The organism is Paenibacillus sp. JT22N1 (assembly GCF_059692155.1).
In genome coordinates this window covers 51,241-70,775 of record NZ_JCAUAW010000031.1, presented here as the reverse complement: position 1 = coordinate 70,775, position 19,535 = coordinate 51,241, and the positions used below count along the sequence as shown (strand labels likewise).

Below are 19,535 nucleotides of genomic sequence, written 5' to 3'. Positions count from 1 at the left end.
TGTGGCTCGATTCTGGCGTTCTATTTCTGGCATTTTCCTGGCTTATCAAGGCTTTATTGCGATTTTGTCAGGAGTTTGTTTGTTATATCAAAGGTTTATTTGTTTGCTACACCACCCATTTTAGTAACACTGTACACTCCACATGTGTCGTATGCGGAAACATATCAACCGGCGTCACCTCCGCGACGCCGTACCCGCCATCGACGAGCACGCGCAAGTCGCGCGCGAGTGTCGATGCGCTGCACGACACGTAGACGACACGCCGCGGCTGCAGCTCGAGGATCGTCGCGAGCAGCGCCGGATCGCAGCCCTTGCGGGGCGGGTCCACCACGATCACGTCGGGCCGGACGCCCTGGCGTGTCCACTCGGGGAGGACCACTTCCGCTGGGCCTGCCTCGAAGTGCACGTTCGTCATGCCGTTTAACTCGGCATTCTTCCGTGCATCCGCGATCGCCTCCTCGACGATCTCGACCCCGTACACCTGTCCCGCCTTCTGGGCGAGGAACAGGGAGATCGTACCGATGCCGCAGTAGGCATCGACAACCGTCTCGCCGCCAGTCAGCGCGGCGTACTCAAGTGCCTTCCCGTACAAGACTTCCGTCTGTACGGGGTTCACTTGATAAAACGATCGCGCGGAAATTGCAAATTTCACATCGCCGATATAGTCATAGATGACCTCGCTGCCCCATAGGACTCGAGTATCATCCCCAAAAATAACATTCGTCTGTTTCACATTAATGTTATGGCAAATGCTCTTAACGCCGGGTAGTGCAGCCCGAATGCCCGCGACCCACTCGGCGACACGAGGAATCTCGGTGCCGTTAGTTACGAGCACGACCATGATCTCTCCCGTGCGGAAGCCGACTTTGACGACGACGTGGCGCAGCAGTCCGGCATTACGCTCTTCATCATAAGCGCGAATACCAAGACGCGCGCCGATCTCTTTCACACGAGCAACGACTTCGTCGTTCGACTCATGTTGAATCAAACACTCATCCATATTGATGATGCGATGGCTTCCCTGCGCATAGAATCCGCCGATGAGTCCGCCCTGCTCTTCCCCAAAAGGGACCTGCGCCTTGTTCCGATACCGCCACGGATCGGTCATCCCCAGCGTAGGATGAACTATAATCCCTTCATCTGAAGCACCAGCATCAAGATGACCTAGTGTTGGCTCCCCCGCAACCTGCAGCTTCCCAATCCGCTGCAGATTATCCACCACCTGCTGGCGCTTCACGCGAAGCTGCGCCTCATAACTCAAATGCTGCAGCTGACAGCCGCCACATTCCTCGTATATCCCACAATCCGGAACAACCCGATCTGGACTCACTTCCAGAACTTCCACAAGCGCAGCATAACCATACTGCTTCTTCAAATGCCCCACCCGCACAAGCGCGCGCTCACCTGGCAGCGCACCAGCGACAAAAAGGGTAAAGCCATTCACACGGCCTACCCCTTCGCCATCATGGCTGATCCCAATGATCTCAGCCTCATATTGCTGCCCGATCTGCACCGGCAGATCGGCCATCCAAGCCGGAGCCGCCTTCGCGACGGAATTCCCTGCTTTTCCAGAATTCCCTGTCCTACCGGAATTCCCTCTATTCCCTGCCGTCCCAAACTTCCCAGTTCCTCTATCTTTACCTGACACAGAGCCAGATTTACCTTTTGCTCTCATAAGACCCTCACTTTAATAAAAACCTAAAATTAAACAATAGCTCAATCTCTTATTTAGTTAACAGGACGGAGAGGTTAAATTACTCTTGATCCCCATCCCCCTGCCCGTTCCTCAAATGAAACGGCGTGGTCAACGTCTCTAAAAACGTCTTCTTATAAATCGACTGCCCCGACTCATCCACAATAATCTGCAAATGACTCTTCAAATTCGTCATCACACAAGGCAGCGTGCCCCCGAACTCTCCATCCAGATTCAACTGGACGTAGTCCGGCGAATTGATCTCGATATGATTCGTTTGGAAATAAATCAGATTCGGATCGCTCAAATGTTCGCCGCGCAGTGCGAGCGTAACCACTCTTATAAACTCAGCAAGATTACACTTGCGTAGAATCAGCACATCGAACAATCCATCATTCATACTCGCTTCGGGAGCCAGCTTCTCGAAGCCGCCGACGGAGTTGGAGTTGCCGACGAGGAACATCATGACTTCCTCATGAAGTTCCATTTCGCCTGCCTTGACGTACAGCTCAATCGGCTTTAGCCTAGGCAACTTCTCGAGTCCCTTCATATAATAGGCCAACTGGCCGATCATGGTCTTGAGCTTGCTTGGGACTTCGTACGTCAGCTCGGTCATCGAGCCGCCACCGGCGATATTAATGAAGTAGCGGTTGTTGATTTTGCCTACATCAATGTCGGTTGTGTACTGCTGAACGATCAGGTCGCAGGCGTACTCCAAATTCTTAGGAATGCCGAGCGCCCTGGCAAAATCGTTGGTCGTTCCCAGCGGCAAAATGCCAAGCGGGGGCCTGCCTTCCCTCTCGGCCATGCCGTTGACGACTTCGCACAGGGTGCCGTCTCCGCCTGCGGCGATAATCAAATCAAAGCCTCGACTAACGGCATGTGCCGCAGCGAGTGTTGCGTCGCCTTCACCGATGGTAGCGTGAGTGGATGTTTCGAAACCACCGCGCTCCAGGCGCTGAAGTATCTCTGGCAAACGCTTTTTCATTTCTTCCCGGCCAGAAGTCGGATTATAGATCAGTCTTGCTCTTTTGACCATTGCGTCTCATCACCTGTTTCGCCTTCTGCGATTTCTGAAGCAATCTGCTTCTCGATCCATTTGGAAATTAGCGGACTAGGCAGCAGCGCCCGTCCATTGTACCGATATTCGAACCCTTCCATGCGGGAAGGGATGACTTGCGTCGTGAAATAGCCTTCACTTAGAAAAAGCGGCGCAACGACGACGGCATGGTCAGGCTTCTTCTGAGCCCACCCTGTCATCTTCTGTTTCACTTGATCTGGCAAAAGCATAGCGACATCCGCCTCGTCGTAGCCGCCTAACACTTTCAACCGCTCTGCGAGCAGCTCTAAGCCTTGGCGCCACTTGAGATGGAAGCCCTTCTCTTTACTTCCGTGGCCGATGAGCAGGACGATTTCCTGGCTTGGCGATTCGGAAAGCTCTTTGATTTTCGCATAAATAATCTCAGCAATAACGGGGTCGTCATCAATTGGTGATGTGAAATGAATGCGCGCCTTGATATCAAAAGGTTCCATATCTGTCTCGAGCAGTGGCTGTTCAATCACACCTAGGGCGTAGCTGATTTCATCAATATGTGTACTCCCAGAGGACACGAACAGTGGAACGACGATAATATCCGTCACGCCTTGCGCCTCTAAACTGTAAATACCATCTTGAATTAATCGACCTTCCACCAACTCCAGATAAGAAGCGTAGATCGGAACATTCATCGGCATCCTGACGGCAGACACGGCATCATCGACCAGCTGAACCCAGCCCTCATCCCGAGATCCATGGCTTATGACTAGCACACCATACTCACTCATTTTGTTTTCCCCACCCGTTCTAACCAAGCCTATAAATCCTATGCTAACGAATGTGTTCACACATGTCAATTGACCTGCAAATAAACAGGAAAAATCCCGCATTACGCAAGTAACGCAGGATCTTGAATTCTTTTTCGACAATCAACTCAATTAACGACCTAAACGATCTAGCGTCAGCACATAGCCGTCGTTTCCGTAGTTCAGGCATCTTTTGACACGAGAAATGGTTGCTGTTGATGCGCCCGTCTCGGCTTCGATCTGGTTATAGGTACAGCCCTTGCGCAGCATGCGAGCAACCTCAAGGCGTTGGGAAAGCGATTGAATCTCGTTCACTGTGCATAGGTCATCAAAAAAGACATAGCACTCTTCAATATCTTTGAGCGTCAGCACGGCTTCAAAAAGCTGGTCTATTGCTTTATCATTTAATTTTTTTAATTGCATAGGTTGTCAACTCCCGGTAGAAAAGCATGTTAGCTTATAAGATCAGTTTAAGCTCCTGTGTATCATTCGACACGCCACGTATAAATCCTTCCTTTAGGATTGCGAAACGTTAAAATTTCTATGCGTTAATGAGGTGAATTGTGACAATTAACTATACCCGTGACATTCGTCCATACCAACGGTAGGCAAGTGACATATCCTGTAGGAGACAAATTTGATAAAAAGGATAGTGAATCCTAGTGAGCAATCAAAGACAAATCATTGGTAATGGCGGTAACCGTCCTGAGGTGCATACAAGAAGCTTAACTTTACCTACCCAACTCGGGAATGGCGGCTTCGGGCAATATCCGGGCTTAGGCGGTGGCGGCAATCCGTTTGCACAAGGCGGAGGATTTCCTACTCCTTTCGAAGGAGGCGGTAATCTCTTCGGTGGCCAAAGCGGCGGTAATGCTGGTGGCGGATTTTTTGGTGGTGGTGGAAATCCTAGCGGCGCAAGTGGTGGCGGAGGCGGTAATTTCCTAAGCAACCTCTTAGGAGGTGGCGGTGGTGGAGCTGCAGGTGGTGCCTCGTCTAACCCACTGAGCGGCTTGAATTTGAAGCAAATCTCCGGCTTCGTTGAACGTATGGGTGGTATCGACGGCATCATCGGCACAATGGGCAAGGTCCAGAAGTTCATGAGCACCTTTCAACAAATGGCACCTATGGTGAAAACCCTTTTGGGTTCAATTGGCAAAGGAAAAGTGAATTCAACAGATGACTTGGAAGAAATATTTAAACCCAAAACCAAACGCCGTAAGAAATCAAGCTCAGGCCCTAGAAGAAAAGGAGCTTCCAAAACCTCCTTAACCAAACGCAAACGCCGATAAGATTATCCTACACAGATCACTCTCAGGTCAACCTCTAGTCATACGCAGGTCAAAATAATTCCAAAAAAGCGCACGAGAAAGCCGCCTCGTCTTGGTGCTAAACCCAAGCAGGGCGGCTTCTCTGCGCCTATCTATTGGTTATTCCATTTTCACTGTTGTGCCCTCTGGTACGATCTGAACCCAGGTGTTGCCTGGCAGCAGCGGCACTTCCTTGCCACCCTCCGCATAGGCGCGAAGCATGCCATTTTTACGTTCCCAAGTGATCTGCTGGGATTTGCCTTCTTGCAGAATGAGACCTTTACCGGGTCCAAAAACATCCACCGTCCGGCGCCCCTCTTTGTCCACTATCTTATGCTTGCTTTCGAGTACGAGCAGATTTTTGGTTTGCAGCTGTTTGCCGGTCTCCTTGTCGAGATGCGGCTTGCCCTCCATGCTGCGCTTGTACACACCTTCAGTGGCATTGTATTCATAGGAAGCGAAATACCCTTGAATATAAGGAATTTGAATATAGTTCACGGCTGCGCCGGTAAGCTTACTTTGACCATCCTTGGCAAAAGTGAGCAGCGGTCCGTTCCATTCGGAGCGGAATTTGCGCGCCTCGGCGCCCTGCTTCATTTTATCCACAGAGGTATAGAGATTGTGTGGTGCCTTACGATCCGTCGCGCGCCAGTAGTAGGCGCCATCGCCGTACACCTCATCGAGATGGGCCAGCTTGCGGCCTGCCATCATATCCATCGCTTCCTGACTCCAGCCTGCATGGACGATAACCGCATCGAGCGCGTCGCCGATCTCCACGAAATAAGGGCGGATGCTGCGCACGGGACCAATGGTCTTCGCTGCTTGGCTCTGGAAAACGGAGACGAATCTCGTAATCTCGCCCTCTGCGAGAATCTCATAGACGATGTCGGCTTGATCTAGGCCGGTTTGGGGCCTGGCTTGCGGGGCATTTTCGACCATGACCATGAAGGGCCGGCTCTTCACTTCTTTATCGGTAGGCAAACCCGTTAGCGGGAATTTGTACGGTTGCTCCGTCTCCACAGCTGTGGCAGTAGGTTTGGTAGCTGGCGATGCGGCGGGCGTAGCTTCAGCGGCATTCGGGCTGGCGGGTGGTAAGGAGGCAGGCGTATCGCTGCAACCGACAATAACTATGACAGAGCATCCAAGGACGAGCCAGGCGCTAAGGTTTTTTTTACGGAATGAAGGCAATGATTTCAACAGGGCTGCACCTCTTCTCTTAATCGTTCTAGTAAATGTATATGCTAGTGATGCGATAGGTAGAAGACTTTTTATGCTTGTGGGGCAAAAGGTAGTTGGAGCTGCGACTGTGATTAGGTATAGTAGGGAGAGATGGATTATGTGTATGTTTTAAACAAATTCATGCATTTTGTGCATCAAATTCAGCTCAAAAAGGCGTTTTAAGCAGATTTACTGCAAAAACTACAGCTAATTTCTCCTAAACACGTTGAATTGGCTAAAATGGGTCATTTTTGCTGCACTATTTGCAGCTTCTACCTTTATAGACGGTTTGCCCACAGGAATTAGATGCACTTTTTGCATCAACTACTCAACTATTCCCTATTCGCCAAAAAGGAGGCTATTCCATGACCACACTCACCGATGACCAAGCCATCGTATTGTTCGACGGGGTCTGCAATCTGTGCAGCGGTGCTGTTCAGTTCATCCTGCGGAACGATCCGAAGGGGATTTTCCGCTTTGCTTCCTTACAATCGGATAGCGGCCAAAAGCTGCTCGAGCAGCACAACCTGCCTACGGATATCATCAGCACGATCGTCCTGATTGAGGGCGGCCGCTCCTATACCCGTTCAACCGCTGCGCTGCGCATTGCCCGGAGGCTGCGTGGCGCTTGGCCTCTGGCGTATGCGGCCATCATCATTCCCGTTCCGCTCAGGAATCTAGGCTATACGTTCGTGGCGCGGAACCGCTATCGCTGGTTCGGCAAAGCGGAGCACTGCATGCTGCCGAAGCCTGAGTTCAAAGCGCGATTCCTGGATTAGCAATTTCCCGCTGTTCCCGCTCGGTTTCCGACTACGACTTCCTCATCCCGCCAAACATCCAACAGCATAAGCTCAGCGTGCCCATCTGAAAGCTATGATGCAGCAGCTTAGCCCTGCGTGTAGTGTCCGCCGCACCTAGTGCAAGCAGCAAAGGCACAAAATGCTCCGGCGTCGGAACCGCCTCCCGCGCGTTAGGCGCTCTTTCGTCATATCGAACTAACGCATCCAAATTCCACGTCTCCAGCTGCTCCGCCAACCACTCATCGAATTCCACCGCCCACACCTGCGGCACAGGATTATTCTGATCTAGCCTACGCAAGTTGTGAACCGTTCCTCCGCTGCCGAGGATGAGAACATCCTCTTCCCGCAAGGGGCCTAATGCCGCACCGATGCGATAATGCTCTTCCGCCGTCAAACGCGGATTCACAGAGAGCGCCACTACCGGTATCTGCGCATCTGGATACATAATATGCAGCGGTGCCCACGCCCCGTGATCCAAGCCTCGCTCATCATCGAGCTCACAACGAATGCCCTCTTCCTGAAACAATCGCTGTATATGTAAACATAGCGTCAAATCCCCTTTAGCTGGGTACTTAATGTCATAAAGCTTTTCCGAAAAACCCGAGAAATCATAAATCGTTTCCAGATGAATCGCCGAGCTAATCTTCTGCACAGGACTTTCCCAATGTGCACTGAACAGCACGATAGCTTTAGGCGCGGGAATGCTCTTGGCCAGCTTCTGCAAAAACTCGGTGTAAGCATGCTGCTCGATCGCCAAACTCGGTGCTCCATGGGCAATGAAAAAAGATGGCAGCATGGCAGATCCCCCTTCTTCCTAAATGGTAACTTTTTACCAATATACTATACATTATACGCCTTTGGTCACAAATAAAACCGCCCTTGATAGGGGCGGCTTCAATATTAACCTATTCTCTAGCTCATCGGCTTTTCAAAAACTGCTCAATACCGTCTGCGATACCTTGAGCCAGCTTCTTCTGATATTCCGCTTTGGACATCAGCTCATCTTCTTCCGGATTGGTCATGAAGCCAAGCTCGACCAGCACAACTGGAACTTTGGACCAATTGAAGCCTGATAAGTCGCTGCGTGCTGATAGTCCTCTTCCAGCCGTGTCAGTAGCTGCCTTCAGATGCTCTAGAATAAAGCCAGCTGCTTCATGGCTTTCGGCTGCGATAGGCTTCACCGCTGCTGAGGTAGCCGATGGGTACAACACCGAAAACCCTTTGGTCTTCGGTGAACTATCGCCATCCGCATGAATGCGTACAGCCAGCGCTGCTCCTGCTTCGTTCGCCATATCCGCGCGCTGCTTATTGCTGATATCGACCTCATGCGACTCGCGGGTCATCGCAACCTCTATGCCGCGGCGGACCAACTCGTCCTTGATCAGCAGTGCAACTTCCAGATTGAGCACGTATTCCGGTTTTTTCGTTCGTACGCCGACCGTGCCAGAGCTGACCTTTGGCTTGGTTTCCCGCGTATCGGGACCTACCGACTCCGGAGCATTATTACCATAACGCTGATGTCCGGGATCCAGCATGACAAGTCTTCCTTGTTTAGGCGTGGCAGTGGTTTTGGAAGCCGCAGGCTTTGGTCTAACCTCTGATGTAGGCTTCGTTGTAGCCTCTGGTGTAGACTCTGCTGTAGGCACCTGCAGTGCTTTCTCAGCAGCAGGACTTTCCACTACCGGCTGCGTAGTCACACTACTCGTAGCCGCAGGCGTTTCCTTGTTTACGATGGGCAATTCCTGCGGTATAGCCGAGCTATCCAATACTTGCGACGAACAACCAACCGCGACCAGAACTAGGACCATCCATACAACAACACTCATGAAAGCCATCCACGGCTTCCGGTTTTTTGTTACCTTCACGGTTCTCCGCCTTTCATGTTGTTGCTTGCCCGATGCATGAAACAAACATCTCCTGCCAAAACTATCCTTAAAATAAAAATTAGAGGAGATACTCACATGAATACTCTCTGGAGCTTCATTTCTCACCACTGGTTATCGATTGCTTTAATCGTTGGTGTACTCGTTGCCTTTTGGTACGTTTACAAAAACAAGGACAAGTATATCAGGGGCACCGATGACAAATAATTTCTATCTTGTTATTATACCTTAAATACTTTGACGACCTCTTGGAGCTCGTCAGCCATTTTGGACAATGATTGAGAAGCTGCGCTAACTTCTTCCATGGAAGCAAGCTGCTGCTCAGCTGCTGCGGCTATGCTGTGTGTGCTCTCTAGTGATTGACTGGAAATGGCACAAATTTGCTCGACAACCTCAACCATATGTTTCGAGTCGGATTGAATGAAGACAGCCGATTGAGACACTTCTTTCACATGTCCAAAAACATCCTCCACCGCTTGAAGAATAGCCAGGAACGCAGCCTTCGCACTTTCGCTCATTAAGGTTCCATCATTGACTGCTTGAGTACCCTTATTCATGGAATCTACCGCACTGTTAATTTCAGATTGGATGTCACCGATTAAGCTGCGAATACGGTCCGCTGCTGTCGCGGATTGTTCGGCCAGCTTGCGAACTTCGGTCGCAACGACGGCAAAGCCCTTACCGTGCTCGCCAGCTCGTGCTGCTTCAATCGAGGCATTGAGTGCTAACAAGTTCGTCTGACTGGATAACGATGTAATCAACGTGATCATTTCCCCGATTTGCAGCGATTTCCCGCTGAGCTCATCTACAATCATGGACGATTGCTCCATGTTGCGGTGAATGAGCTTCATTTGCTCCGTTACCTCGCCTACAGCTCTGTTCCCTTTTTCAGCTGTCTCAGCCGTTTTTTCTGTTGAATCATTTACCTTCTTAACGCCGTCCACAATCGATACAAGCCGCTTGGCGATATCGGTAACCGTCTTTTTCGACGTATCATTCATGTGACTTTGCTCATCGGCACTTGAAGCGACTTGCTGGATGGAATCTGCAATCTGCTCTGTCGCTCTCGAAGTTTCCTCTGCGCTAGCCGATAATTGCTCGGACATAGAAGCAACGGTGTGCGTGTGCATCGAAATCGATCCAAGCATCGTACGAAGCCTCTGAATCATTTCATTGAAGGAATGCCCCATTTGTCCTAGTTCGTCACTCGTTTTTACTTCCATATGCTGCGTTAAATCACCTTCCGCAATGCGACCTGCCATCGCTTTGGCTTTTCGTATTAGGTTAATGAGGTATCGACTGAATAAGATAATCACAAGCACCATAATGACCAGTGCGATCAGGCCGCCTATGCCCAAGGAAATGACCAGCTTTTTCACAGGCTCTAGCAGCTCTTTTTCTGGCATAACGAGCGCAATCGTCCAGCCCGTTTCCGGTATCTTTTGATAATAAATACGATTAATTCCCTTGTCATCTGTGATGGTTGACTGGCCATTTGGCTGGGAAAGCAGCGTTGGCGCCAGCGCACTTATCGACGGGTTCGGGTCCTTATCCATACTGACCTTCATCACCTTGGACTTATCCGGCAGAGCTAGATAGTTGCCTTTCGCATCGACCATGAACGCCCAGCCTGTGCGGCCTACCTTCGTTTCTTCAACAAGCTTTTGCAAGCGAGCTAGGTTAAAATCGCCGGTGACAACAGCGAGAAACTGCTTCTTTTGATCATAGACTGGCACGCTCGCCGTCACCATGGTGACTTTCGTCGGTTCGTCATAGTAAGGATCAGAGTACGCAACCGATTGCTTGGTGTCCTGAGCCACTTTGTACCAATCCCAGTGCGGATAATCATAATCGGCTGCGTTATAGTCTTGCGTTAAGTTAATTTTGTCCCCTTCTCGGAACACGTAAGACGAAAAATATTTCGTTTTGGCATTGTACTTGAACGGTTCAAAGAAAATTCCTAAACCAAATGTATCTTCACTCGTGGTCAAATCACTACTTAGTATTTTATTATAATTGTCCAAAGTCAACTGGTTAGGTGCAAACTCAACCGTCCTGGCAAGCACTTCTCCCACTTTACGATGCACAACAAGCTTTCCATTAATGCTGCTGGTCACACTTTCTAGCTGCTGCTGCATTTTGAGCCCAATCTCGTTATTAATCAACCCTTTGCTCTTAACGTATGCGAACGCGACGATGCCAAACAGAGTAACAACAATTAGAGGAACAAGCAGCAGCATAAATTTACTTTGAATACTTTTTAGCTTCATTATCTTCATCGCCCCCACTTATCTCTTTGATTATAGATTATCACTAGAAATTCCGTGTTCTTTCGACAAACACCTCTTATTTTCGACATAAAAAAACACAGCCTTTTAACATGCAAAAGGTTGTGTTTCTGCTTTCAAACTATTTACTAGTCAAAATAAATCGGGTTCGTTAACGCAGCCATAAGCGTCATGTTGACCTCATCAAAATGCCGCCATACTTCGGCGCGTACAAACGTTGTTCCCTCTGCGTCAAAATGGAAGGACAGCACGCCGTCTGAGGACACTAGTACTTCCTTTTCCAATCTGATGTTGCTGAACAGTTTGATCATATCTCCGGCCATCAGATCCTCGGCTTGCAAACACACTTCTCTACTGCGCTCTCCTGCTGGAACGATGTCTCCAACCCGATAAGAACCGCAGTTCAGCTCCACAAAAGGCCCGTTTGGCGCATAAGTAATCAGCACATGACCCAGCCCAATAGCGCTTAAAATTGCATCCACGGTTTTCTCAGAAGCGTACACCCATGTACATGGCATCGCATGCTTGACGTATGGATCCGGACGATGGGTATCGCTACCGCCAACAGCAACAAGCCTTCTGCCAGAGACGAGTTGACTATGCCACCAATTCAGCGCTCTAACATTCCGCTCGGTAAAGGGGCCATTCCATACTTCTACCCAGTCGTGATCTACATTGAAATCCCATTCCCATGGACAATTCTCGCAGTGCGGATGATTGATCACAATTTTGGCTCCATTAGCACGGGCTTCGGCAATCTTGGCATTGACGTCTTCCTGACCCTTCACCCGAAAGTCACGGATCGGATCGGTAACACCCAAGAAATTGCTGTGTCCGAAATTCGTTGTGAATTCCATTCCTGGTATCATGACAACGCTTGTATGGCGCGGATAGGTCATGTTCTGGCTGACCGTATTGTGATCCGTCATGGCGATGAAATCACAGCCGAGTTCCTCCATCCTTGCCGCATTCTCTTCCAGCGTAAAAGTGCCGTCGCTGTTCACGCTGTGCGTATGTAGATCGCCTTTCAGCCAGCGAGATATCTTATAAAGAAATTCGATAGTAACGGTTACGGAACAACCTTCGCTCGGAACTTTGTAGGCGTTATGTAGAACCGCCCAGTTTCCGGGTGTTAAGTCCCCCGATAAATACCCGGGAGTTGATCGTTCCTTTCCAAGTCGAAATGCTTTGCGCGCTCCACCGCTCCAGCCTCTCACTCTGCCGGTGTCCCTCAGACCCAAGTCGATCACGGCCTTCTGTTCACCTTGTGATTCGATCACGTAATTGACCACAATTTCCTCGACATGTTTGGGCATTTCAAAAGGTACTTCGATATAAGTGCTTTGCTCCGAATGAGCAATTCTTCGCGTAATTGTTGTAACTGAACGTATTCTTTCCACATGTTTCATCTGTCGCTCTCCTTGATCTGCTCTGTTTTAAGGTAAGCGCAAAGAAGCAATAATCGGATAATGATCCGATGGGTAGCCCCCTTCAACCTGCCTTCTATCAACAGTCGTTTCCAGCAGTTCCACCTCGGGAGATACGAAAATATAATCAATTGGCGCCTCGTCTGCTCCACCTTTGAAGTCGTGCGCAGTTCGGCCCACATTTCCTTCTATAACGGTATAAGCGTCTTTTAGCCACCCTTTCGGGCCTTCGTCCCCGTATTCCCCCCTCAAATAATGGATAGGCGGATAGCTCGGATGACTGTTCATGTCCCCCATTAAAATAACGGGTAAAGAAAACTCGGACTTATGCGAACGAATATAATCCCAAATCACTTTAACACCATTTTCTCTAGCTTCTTGACTATGATGATCCAAATGGGTGTTGTACACGATAAATGCTTTCTGAGTGTGTTTGTCCAGGAATCGAACCCAAGTGCACATTCTAGGGAACATGCTTCCCCAGCTTTTGGATGCCGTTACTTCTGGTGTTTCCGAAAGCCAGAAATGACCTTCCTCCAGCACCTCAAGTTGATCCTTCTTATAAAAAATAGCACAATGCTCATTTTCATGTTCGCCAAACCGGCCCATGCCGATCCAATTGTACGCATCCAGCTCCCCGTGAAGCTCGGTCAGCATGTCGTAATAGCCTTCCTGCGTGCCAACTAGAATAGGGTCGTGCTCTTGGATTGTATGGGAAACGCGCCTCACACGATGGGGCCATGCGTTGTCCCCATCCTTCGGCTCATTGTATCGCAAATTGAAAGTCATGACCTTCCACTCCATCGTATATGCACCTCTTCTTTGTCTATTCTTTTACAGAACCGAGCATGATTCCATGTATAAAATACTTTTGCAGAAACGGATAAACGATCAGAATCGGCACCATCGAAACAACGATTTTGGCAGCGTTGAGTGTCTTATCCGATACTTTCATCAGTAACTCCAGCTTAGTCGAATCAAGTTCCAACACGTTCTGGTTGACAACGAGCTGCTGAATATACGTTTGCAGCGGATAATTTTCCGCACTGCGCATAAAGATCATACCGTCAAAGAACGAATTCCAGTGACCGACAATACTGAATAAAGTGACTGTAGCCATTGCTGGCAGCGAAAGCGGCAGATAGACTTTGACCATCATATACCAAGGTCCCGCACCGTCCATGTAACCCGCGTCGCTCAGCTCCTTTGGCAAGTTCCGGAAGAAGTTCATTAACAAAATAACGTTAAAAACCGGCACCGCACCCGGCAGTACAAGAGCCCAGATGGAGTTAAACATCCCTAATGATTTGACGGTCAAATATAACGGAATAATCCCGCCACTGAACAGCATCGTAAACAGCATGAACCACATATAAACGTTCCGGTATGGGAATTCCTTGCTGCTTCTCGACAACGGGTACGCCATCATAACGGTCAATACGAAATTGATTCCCCCGCCCAGCAAAACCCGTTTGACGGAAACTAAGAACGCATTGAAAAAATGCGGTTCTTCCAAAATTTTACGATACGATTCCAAAGAAAAGCCAACAGGCCAAAACTTAACGAATCCCCCAGCCGCTGCCGCGTTGTCGCTAAACGAGACGGAGAACACGTGCACAACAGGCGCAAGCGACATGGCTGAGATGACTAGCATCACTAAGATTAGAGCTGCTTCGGTTATACGAGCCGAAATCGTCTTATTACGTACCACTGGCATTCACCTGCTTCATTAGAAAATTCTGTAATTCGCGTACGTATAGGCAACTCTGTACGAAATAAAGATGAGAATGAAACCGATCGCTGATTTCAACAAACCGACGGCTGTAGCTAAGCCATATTGAGCCTGTACAAGTCCTACCCGGTACACATAAGTATCGATAATATCTCCTGACTCGTAGACAAGAGGATTATACAAATTGAAAATTTGATCAAAACCTGCATTCAAAATATTGCCTATGCTTAAAGTAGCCAGCAAAACGACAGTAGGAACCAAGCTCGGCAGCGTAATATAATACAACTGTTTCAATCTATTAGCTCCGTCCATTTCGGCCGCTTCATAGAGGGAAGGGTTAATGCCAGCTAGTGCAGCTAAGTAAATAATGGCAGCAAATCCGAACTCTTTCCAAATGTCTGTACTAACGACTATGCCTGGAAACAAGCTGTTTTTGGCCATAAACATAATCGGCTCGAAACCTAACGCTTTCAACATATGGTTGATAATGCCGTCTAACGACAGCATATCCATCACAACACCAGCCAAGATAACCCATGAAATAAAATGAGGCAGGTACACAACCGTCTGCACCCATCTTTTGAATATCCTGAATCTAATCTCATTGAGCAAAATGGCAAATGTAAGCGGAATGATGAGATGCGCGATAATTTTACACACGGCAATAAATACCGTATTAAAGAAAATAACTTTACTGTCTCTCAGTTGAAACATGTACGTAAAATTTTCGAAGCCGATCCAGGGGGAGTCCCATATTCCCAATCCGATTTTGAAATCTTGGAACGCAATCGCGATTCCAAACATCGGTATTAGATGAAAAATAATGAGAAGCACGATACCCGGCAGGAGCATCAAATGGTAGTGCTTATAAAACGATTTTATGTTCATAAGTGATACACCTCTGTTCAAACTTATCCATTTTGATGGTAGAAAGAGCGCACCACCATTCGGTTAGGTGATGCGCTCTTTTCATTACACGTTACTTTTTGGACTTGCTGATTTCATCCGTTACTTCTTTCGTTATTTCGTCGCCGCCCTGCGCTTTCCAATCCGTAACGAACTTATCAAACGAATCAAGGGGCTTCTCGCCCATTACGATGCCGAAGAAAGTTTCATTCTCTAATTTTTGTAGATTAACCCATTTTCTTTCCATCGTTTTCGTATTCGCTGTAAATTCGCTGTACACCTTATTCATGTTCACTTTCAGCAAATCTGCTGGAACGGTGTAACCGAAATATCCTGACCAATCTTTCAGATCTGCTTTCGGATTAGCTTTGTCGCGAGTTGCCTTTGCAAGCAATTCTTTCATTTCCGGATTCAGCTCTTCAGGCTTGATCTGTCCGCCCATAGCCTTTTTCAAAGTATCGGATTTTCGCTCCACAGCATCCGCATAATCGTAGGTGGAATTTCCAATCGGCCAGTATTCTGCGCTTACCGTAAAGTCTAAGTTCAGAGCGTCTGGATCTACTTTACGCTGAGCATTGATAAACGTGTTCGCGTAAATCATAGCCGCTTCAGGATTCTTCATCCCTTTCTTCACAACAATAAACTGTGTACTTACCGGCACCATCATCGTGTTCACAGTCCCTTTGGTATCAGGGATCAAATAAGGTACGAAATCAGCCTTCGGATTGAGCTTCATAGCATCAGCAGCCAACCCGCCGGACCACCAGGGTCCGAAGAACATACCCGCTTTACCGGATACGATATTCTCGTTCGGATCTTTGCGCAAAGCAAATTCCTTATCAATTGCACCTGCCGCATACATGTCACGCAGCTTGCCGAGTGCTTGTTTCGTTTCAGGAAGTATCGAAGCGTAAACGACTTTGCCGGAGCTATCCTTGATCCAGTTGGAAGGATAAGCGCCGAACGCTTGGAAAATACCTTTGAAGTCACCACGTTGCGCTTTACCGCTTACCGTTAATGCTTTCTCGAAACCGGCGATTCCAATTGTATCCGCTTTGCCACTACCGTCTGGATCTTTCTCTACGAAAGCTTTGGCGATTGCAGCGACATCGTCAATCGACTTAGGCGGCTGAAGTCCCAATTTATCCATCCAGTCCTTGCGTACCCACGCCATACTTGCAGCATCCGCTTGTACGCTAATATTCGGAATACCCATCAATTTACCTTTATAGGTTGCTTTCTCAATCGCTTTGTTGTTCGTTGATGCATACAATTCCTTAGCTAATGGGGAAGCATATTTCTCATACACTTTGCTTAAATCCTCAATCTGTCCGGCTTCGGCGAGGGAAAGAAAGATTTGCTCGTTTACAAGCATAACGTCAGGTAGATCGTTGCTCGCGATGGCCAGTTTCATCTTTTGCTCATAGTCCTGTGAAGCCGCATACCATAAAATTTTAAAGTTGATATTTGTTTTTTGTGAGATATATTTCATGTACTGGTTGCTTTCTACTGTATCACCAGCAGGTAATTTTGCGCCTGGGCTTAAGCTTTTGAAGGTGGTCACTTCAATCGGATTCGGCATCTTAAACGGGTCCACCTTAACGTTCGGACTTGCTGCTTGCCCGCCGCCATCCTTGCTGGTCCCTACGTTATTGCTTGAACATGCCGTCATCAGAACAACCAATGCAATCATAGAAATTAGCGTTGTTTTCTTTTTCATATTGCCCCTCCTCATTAATAACCCTTCACTTACATTTTAAAGAAAATGAAAGACATTCGGGTCAGTTAATGTCTTACGTTTAGGAGCAAATCGTCTCCTAATTTGGCATACTGGGAACGTTCAGGAGACAAAAGTGCACTTCTTTGGAGACGATTTGTGTTACTATCATCATTTTGTGAAAGCCCGAATTTAACTCTGGCTCTTGCGAAACTCACCGGGCAGCATCCCCGTCAACTCACGGAACACTTTGCCAAAATACTTTTCATTTGGATACCCAGACTGTGTGGCGATCCAACTAATCGTTTTCCCTTTTTGACAAAGCAGTACTTTCGCGTGATTCACCCGCACTTCCCGGATATAATCGTTAAACGTTTTCCCGGCAATATCCCGAAAACAGCGGCTGAAATAGCTCCGACTCATGTTTACCCTTTTTGCGATGTCCGGTAGAAGAAGCTCATTTTGAAACTCTTGATGTATAATGTCTACTGCCTTCCAAATACTCGCTTTCACTTCCGGCGAATACGGTCCTTCATCCTCTTCGGCAAACGTAGGAGTGTCCTGGATCTCCACTTTCGTTTCCCTTGTTCGTACATTCTGCTCCTGCATTTTACCTACAATTCTTCTTAATATTTCGTCCATCTGCTCATGTTCAAGCTCGACCTTGGTCATATAATCCAGCGCCCCTAGGCGGAGCGCTTCCTGAATTAGTTCAAAATCTTGATGAAACGTCAATACGACCATACTAATATCCCGATAACGTTCTTTCACACACCTCATCAAATCTATACCTGACATGACAGGCATCGCTAAATCAGTAATGAGCAAGTCCACCTGATTATTCTCCAGAAACTCCAAAGCTTTTTTACCATTACCGGCTTCACCTACGACCTCTAGGTTATGCTCACGCCAAGGCATCATCGCGATGAAGCCTTTACGCACCAAGTGATCATCGTCCACAACCATAACTTTTATCATCCAACTATTCCTCCTATTGGAAGACGAAGTATAATCGTCGTCCCTGAACCGATCGTGCTTTTAATATGAAAACTCGCGGCTTCTCCGAATTGGAACTTCATCATACGGTTTACATATTGCAGCCCGATTCCCATACCTACCTTCTTTTTCTCTAACGTATTCTCGCTCATTAATTGATCAATTTCTTCCTCAGTCATCCCATCTCCATTGTCTCTAACTTCAATAATGACATGCGATTCACCGTCTTCTATGACACTGACTTCGATAATGCCTTTATCCTCCAAGCCGTGATATAACGCATTTTCAACAAGCGGCTGTAGAATGAATCGTGGAACCGGCAGCTCAAGCGCCTCGGAAGCGGCATGGATTTTCACATCAAATTGAAAGTTATAACGGATGCCCTGCAGCTCAACATAATTTTTTAAAGCCTCAATCTCATCTTTAATTCGGGCAGGTCCGCCTTTTCCGAGATTATAATAGAGCACTTTATTCAACGTGGAAACCAAGCGGTCAATATCCTTCTGCCCATTGGCACGAGCCAGCCAACGAATGGTATCGAGCGTATTGTGAATGAAATGAGGATTGATTTGCGTCATTAATTTCTCGACTTCGAGAAATGCTTTGCCTTGTTCCTTCTGCTCCACCTCGCCGATTAATTCGAAGATGCGGCTTCTCATTTCTGCAAACTCTTTATAAATAACGGCAAACTCCAAGATCTGAGATTGTCTTCTCGGGAAAACCTCGTTGTTACTTTTTACATTGCGAATATCCGTACTTAGCAGCTTGAGTGGACGATATACCGTTCGCCAAATCAGCCAGGCAATGAAGAAACTTGCTATAAGCGTTAAGATGGCAAAAAAGGCGAACTGCTTTATCCACCTATTTACTTCGAGGTTGTATACCGATTTGGGGACAGCGGCCAATACCTTCCAAGATTGATTGCTGGTCTCCTCAAACATCATATATTTGCTCGAAATGTCTTTATTCGATTGGTTATTGACATTATGCAGCATGCCCACAGGAAAATCAGTTGAATTCTCACTATAAACAATTTGGCCATGATTATCGACGATAAGATGTACCAAGTTGCCGCCGAATTGATCGTTGTCTTTGAGTATGCTTTCGGCCAATTTAAAATTAGTTTCAATATAAACATATACATCGTCACGATCCGGCAGCTCGACTTTGCGCAGTATGGACAGCACTTCATTGCCGTCGATCGGGTTTAAAGAAAGATGTGGTCCCATATAAGTAAGTTTATCGAATTTGATAAGGACAGGCAGCTGCTTAAGGTCATAATCTTCACGAACGTTAAAATTCTCAAATAATACCTGCTTGTCTTTCTCAAAGTAATAAAACATTAATCCAAGGGTCGGGTTCGTAAAATGAATCAAGCCTAACTCGCTTCTGATCTCGTCATTCAATCTTTTCTTTTCATATAAATCAGCTGATAAATAGTTCTCTAGGCTTTTGCCGACCCTCCCGTCAAAGGCGAGCTGTTGAGAAGTGTGATTTAGCTGACCGAGCGTATCTTCAAGCAATAGTCTTACTTGATGCAAATTGCTTTGGACCCCGCCCTCTGCTTTATTTTGTAAAATCGCATACATGGAGAAATAGGAAATGCTCCCAATGATAATTAATGGTGCGAGTGAGCTGATAAACAGGATCAGGATTAGACGATATTTCAACGAATGCGGCTTCGGATGCAGCCCCGCAATTTTAAGTATTGTCATGATTCAGCCTC

At 47.7% G+C, this 19,535-nt stretch carries 19 protein-coding genes; 4 read left to right on the top strand and 15 right to left on the bottom strand.

What is annotated here, in order from left to right; translation table 11 throughout:
- Window positions 1-106: 106 nt before the first annotated feature.
- The 4 genes from rlmD to AC58UU_RS35805 form a co-directional block, all read right to left on the bottom strand.
- A complete protein-coding gene (gene rlmD, locus AC58UU_RS35820) occupies window positions 107-1,528 on the bottom strand; it encodes a 23S rRNA (uracil(1939)-C(5))-methyltransferase RlmD (protein ID WP_497322260.1) in 1,422 nt (473 codons plus the stop codon).
- A gap of 226 nt (window positions 1,529-1,754) precedes the next feature.
- On the bottom strand, window positions 1,755-2,732 hold the full coding sequence (locus tag AC58UU_RS35815; protein ID WP_497322259.1) for a diacylglycerol kinase: 978 nt from the start codon (window positions 2,730-2,732) through the stop codon (window positions 1,755-1,757).
- Entirely contained in the window at window positions 2,711-3,517 is an 807-nt protein-coding gene (locus AC58UU_RS35810) for a sirohydrochlorin chelatase (protein WP_497322258.1), read from the bottom strand. Before AC58UU_RS35810 ends, AC58UU_RS35815 begins: the two co-directional genes overlap by 22 nt.
- A 150-nt stretch (window positions 3,518-3,667) precedes the next feature.
- Window positions 3,668-3,958 (bottom strand): YerC/YecD family TrpR-related protein, encoded by a 291-nt coding sequence (locus AC58UU_RS35805; protein WP_029198698.1) that lies wholly within the window; start codon window positions 3,956-3,958, stop codon window positions 3,668-3,670.
- Window positions 3,959-4,197: 239 nt separating this feature from the next.
- Between AC58UU_RS35805 and AC58UU_RS35800 the strand changes: the two genes are divergently transcribed.
- A complete protein-coding gene (locus tag AC58UU_RS35800) occupies window positions 4,198-4,824 on the top strand; it encodes an aminotransferase (protein WP_497322257.1) in 627 nt (208 codons plus the stop codon).
- A gap of 138 nt (window positions 4,825-4,962) precedes the next feature.
- Here AC58UU_RS35800 and AC58UU_RS35795 read toward each other — a convergent pair whose 3' ends face one another.
- Window positions 4,963-5,781, bottom strand: a complete 819-nt coding sequence (locus AC58UU_RS35795) for a DUF3048 domain-containing protein (protein WP_497322266.1) — start codon at window positions 5,779-5,781, stop codon at window positions 4,963-4,965.
- Here AC58UU_RS35795 and AC58UU_RS35790 point away from each other — a divergent pair.
- Together AC58UU_RS35790 and AC58UU_RS35785 are read left to right on the top strand one after the other, a co-directional pair.
- The gene (locus AC58UU_RS35790; RefSeq protein WP_497322256.1) at window positions 5,780-6,193 is read left to right on the top strand and encodes a hypothetical protein; all 414 of its coding nucleotides are present in this window, start codon (window positions 5,780-5,782) and stop codon (window positions 6,191-6,193) included. The genes AC58UU_RS35795 and AC58UU_RS35790 overlap by 2 nt on opposite strands.
- 232 nt (window positions 6,194-6,425) lie before the next feature.
- The gene (locus AC58UU_RS35785; protein ID WP_497322255.1) at window positions 6,426-6,839 is read left to right on the top strand and encodes a thiol-disulfide oxidoreductase DCC family protein; all 414 of its coding nucleotides are present in this window, start codon (window positions 6,426-6,428) and stop codon (window positions 6,837-6,839) included.
- Window positions 6,840-6,870: 31 nt separating this feature from the next.
- Here the strand turns inward: AC58UU_RS35785 and AC58UU_RS35780 are convergent, their stop codons facing one another.
- Both AC58UU_RS35780 and AC58UU_RS35775 read right to left on the bottom strand, forming a co-directional pair.
- Window positions 6,871-7,656 carry a DODA-type extradiol aromatic ring-opening family dioxygenase gene (locus AC58UU_RS35780; RefSeq protein ID WP_497322254.1) on the bottom strand — a complete coding sequence of 262 codons (786 nt, stop codon included), beginning with the start codon at window positions 7,654-7,656 and terminating at the stop codon, window positions 6,871-6,873.
- Window positions 7,657-7,777: 121 nt separating this feature from the next.
- Complete coding sequence (locus AC58UU_RS35775; protein ID WP_497322253.1) at window positions 7,778-8,725, bottom strand: N-acetylmuramoyl-L-alanine amidase family protein; 948 nt, start codon at window positions 8,723-8,725, stop codon at window positions 7,778-7,780.
- 96 nt (window positions 8,726-8,821) lie between these two features.
- Between AC58UU_RS35775 and AC58UU_RS35770 the strand changes: the two genes are divergently transcribed.
- Window positions 8,822-8,950, top strand: coding sequence for a hypothetical protein (locus AC58UU_RS35770; protein WP_281367107.1), 129 nt, complete (start codon window positions 8,822-8,824; stop codon window positions 8,948-8,950).
- A 14-nt stretch (window positions 8,951-8,964) separates the two neighbouring features.
- Here the strand turns inward: AC58UU_RS35770 and AC58UU_RS35765 are convergent, their stop codons facing one another.
- The 8 genes from AC58UU_RS35765 to AC58UU_RS35730 form a co-directional block, all read right to left on the bottom strand.
- Window positions 8,965-11,013 (bottom strand): methyl-accepting chemotaxis protein, encoded by a 2,049-nt coding sequence (locus tag AC58UU_RS35765; RefSeq protein ID WP_497322252.1) that lies wholly within the window; start codon window positions 11,011-11,013, stop codon window positions 8,965-8,967.
- A gap of 146 nt (window positions 11,014-11,159) precedes the next feature.
- Entirely contained in the window at window positions 11,160-12,440 is a 1,281-nt protein-coding gene (locus AC58UU_RS35760) for a CehA/McbA family metallohydrolase (RefSeq protein WP_497322251.1), read from the bottom strand.
- A gap of 27 nt (window positions 12,441-12,467) precedes the next feature.
- Window positions 12,468-13,262, bottom strand: coding sequence for an endonuclease/exonuclease/phosphatase family protein (locus AC58UU_RS35755; protein ID WP_497322250.1), 795 nt, complete (start codon window positions 13,260-13,262; stop codon window positions 12,468-12,470).
- Between the two features lie 22 nt (window positions 13,263-13,284).
- A complete protein-coding gene (locus AC58UU_RS35750; RefSeq protein WP_171645433.1) occupies window positions 13,285-14,169 on the bottom strand; it encodes a carbohydrate ABC transporter permease in 885 nt (294 codons plus the stop codon).
- Window positions 14,170-14,187: 18 nt separating this feature from the next.
- Window positions 14,188-15,078 (bottom strand): ABC transporter permease, encoded by an 891-nt coding sequence (locus tag AC58UU_RS35745; RefSeq protein WP_497322249.1) that lies wholly within the window; start codon window positions 15,076-15,078, stop codon window positions 14,188-14,190.
- Between the two features lie 91 nt (window positions 15,079-15,169).
- Window positions 15,170-16,816, bottom strand: coding sequence for an extracellular solute-binding protein (locus AC58UU_RS35740; RefSeq protein WP_497322248.1), 1,647 nt, complete (start codon window positions 16,814-16,816; stop codon window positions 15,170-15,172).
- A 189-nt stretch (window positions 16,817-17,005) separates the two neighbouring features.
- On the bottom strand, window positions 17,006-17,791 hold the full coding sequence (locus tag AC58UU_RS35735; RefSeq protein WP_497322246.1) for a response regulator transcription factor: 786 nt from the start codon (window positions 17,789-17,791) through the stop codon (window positions 17,006-17,008).
- The gene (locus AC58UU_RS35730; protein ID WP_497322245.1) at window positions 17,788-19,524 is read right to left on the bottom strand and encodes a sensor histidine kinase; all 1,737 of its coding nucleotides are present in this window, start codon (window positions 19,522-19,524) and stop codon (window positions 17,788-17,790) included. Before AC58UU_RS35730 ends, AC58UU_RS35735 begins: the two co-directional genes overlap by 4 nt.
- Window positions 19,525-19,535 lie beyond the last annotated feature (11 nt).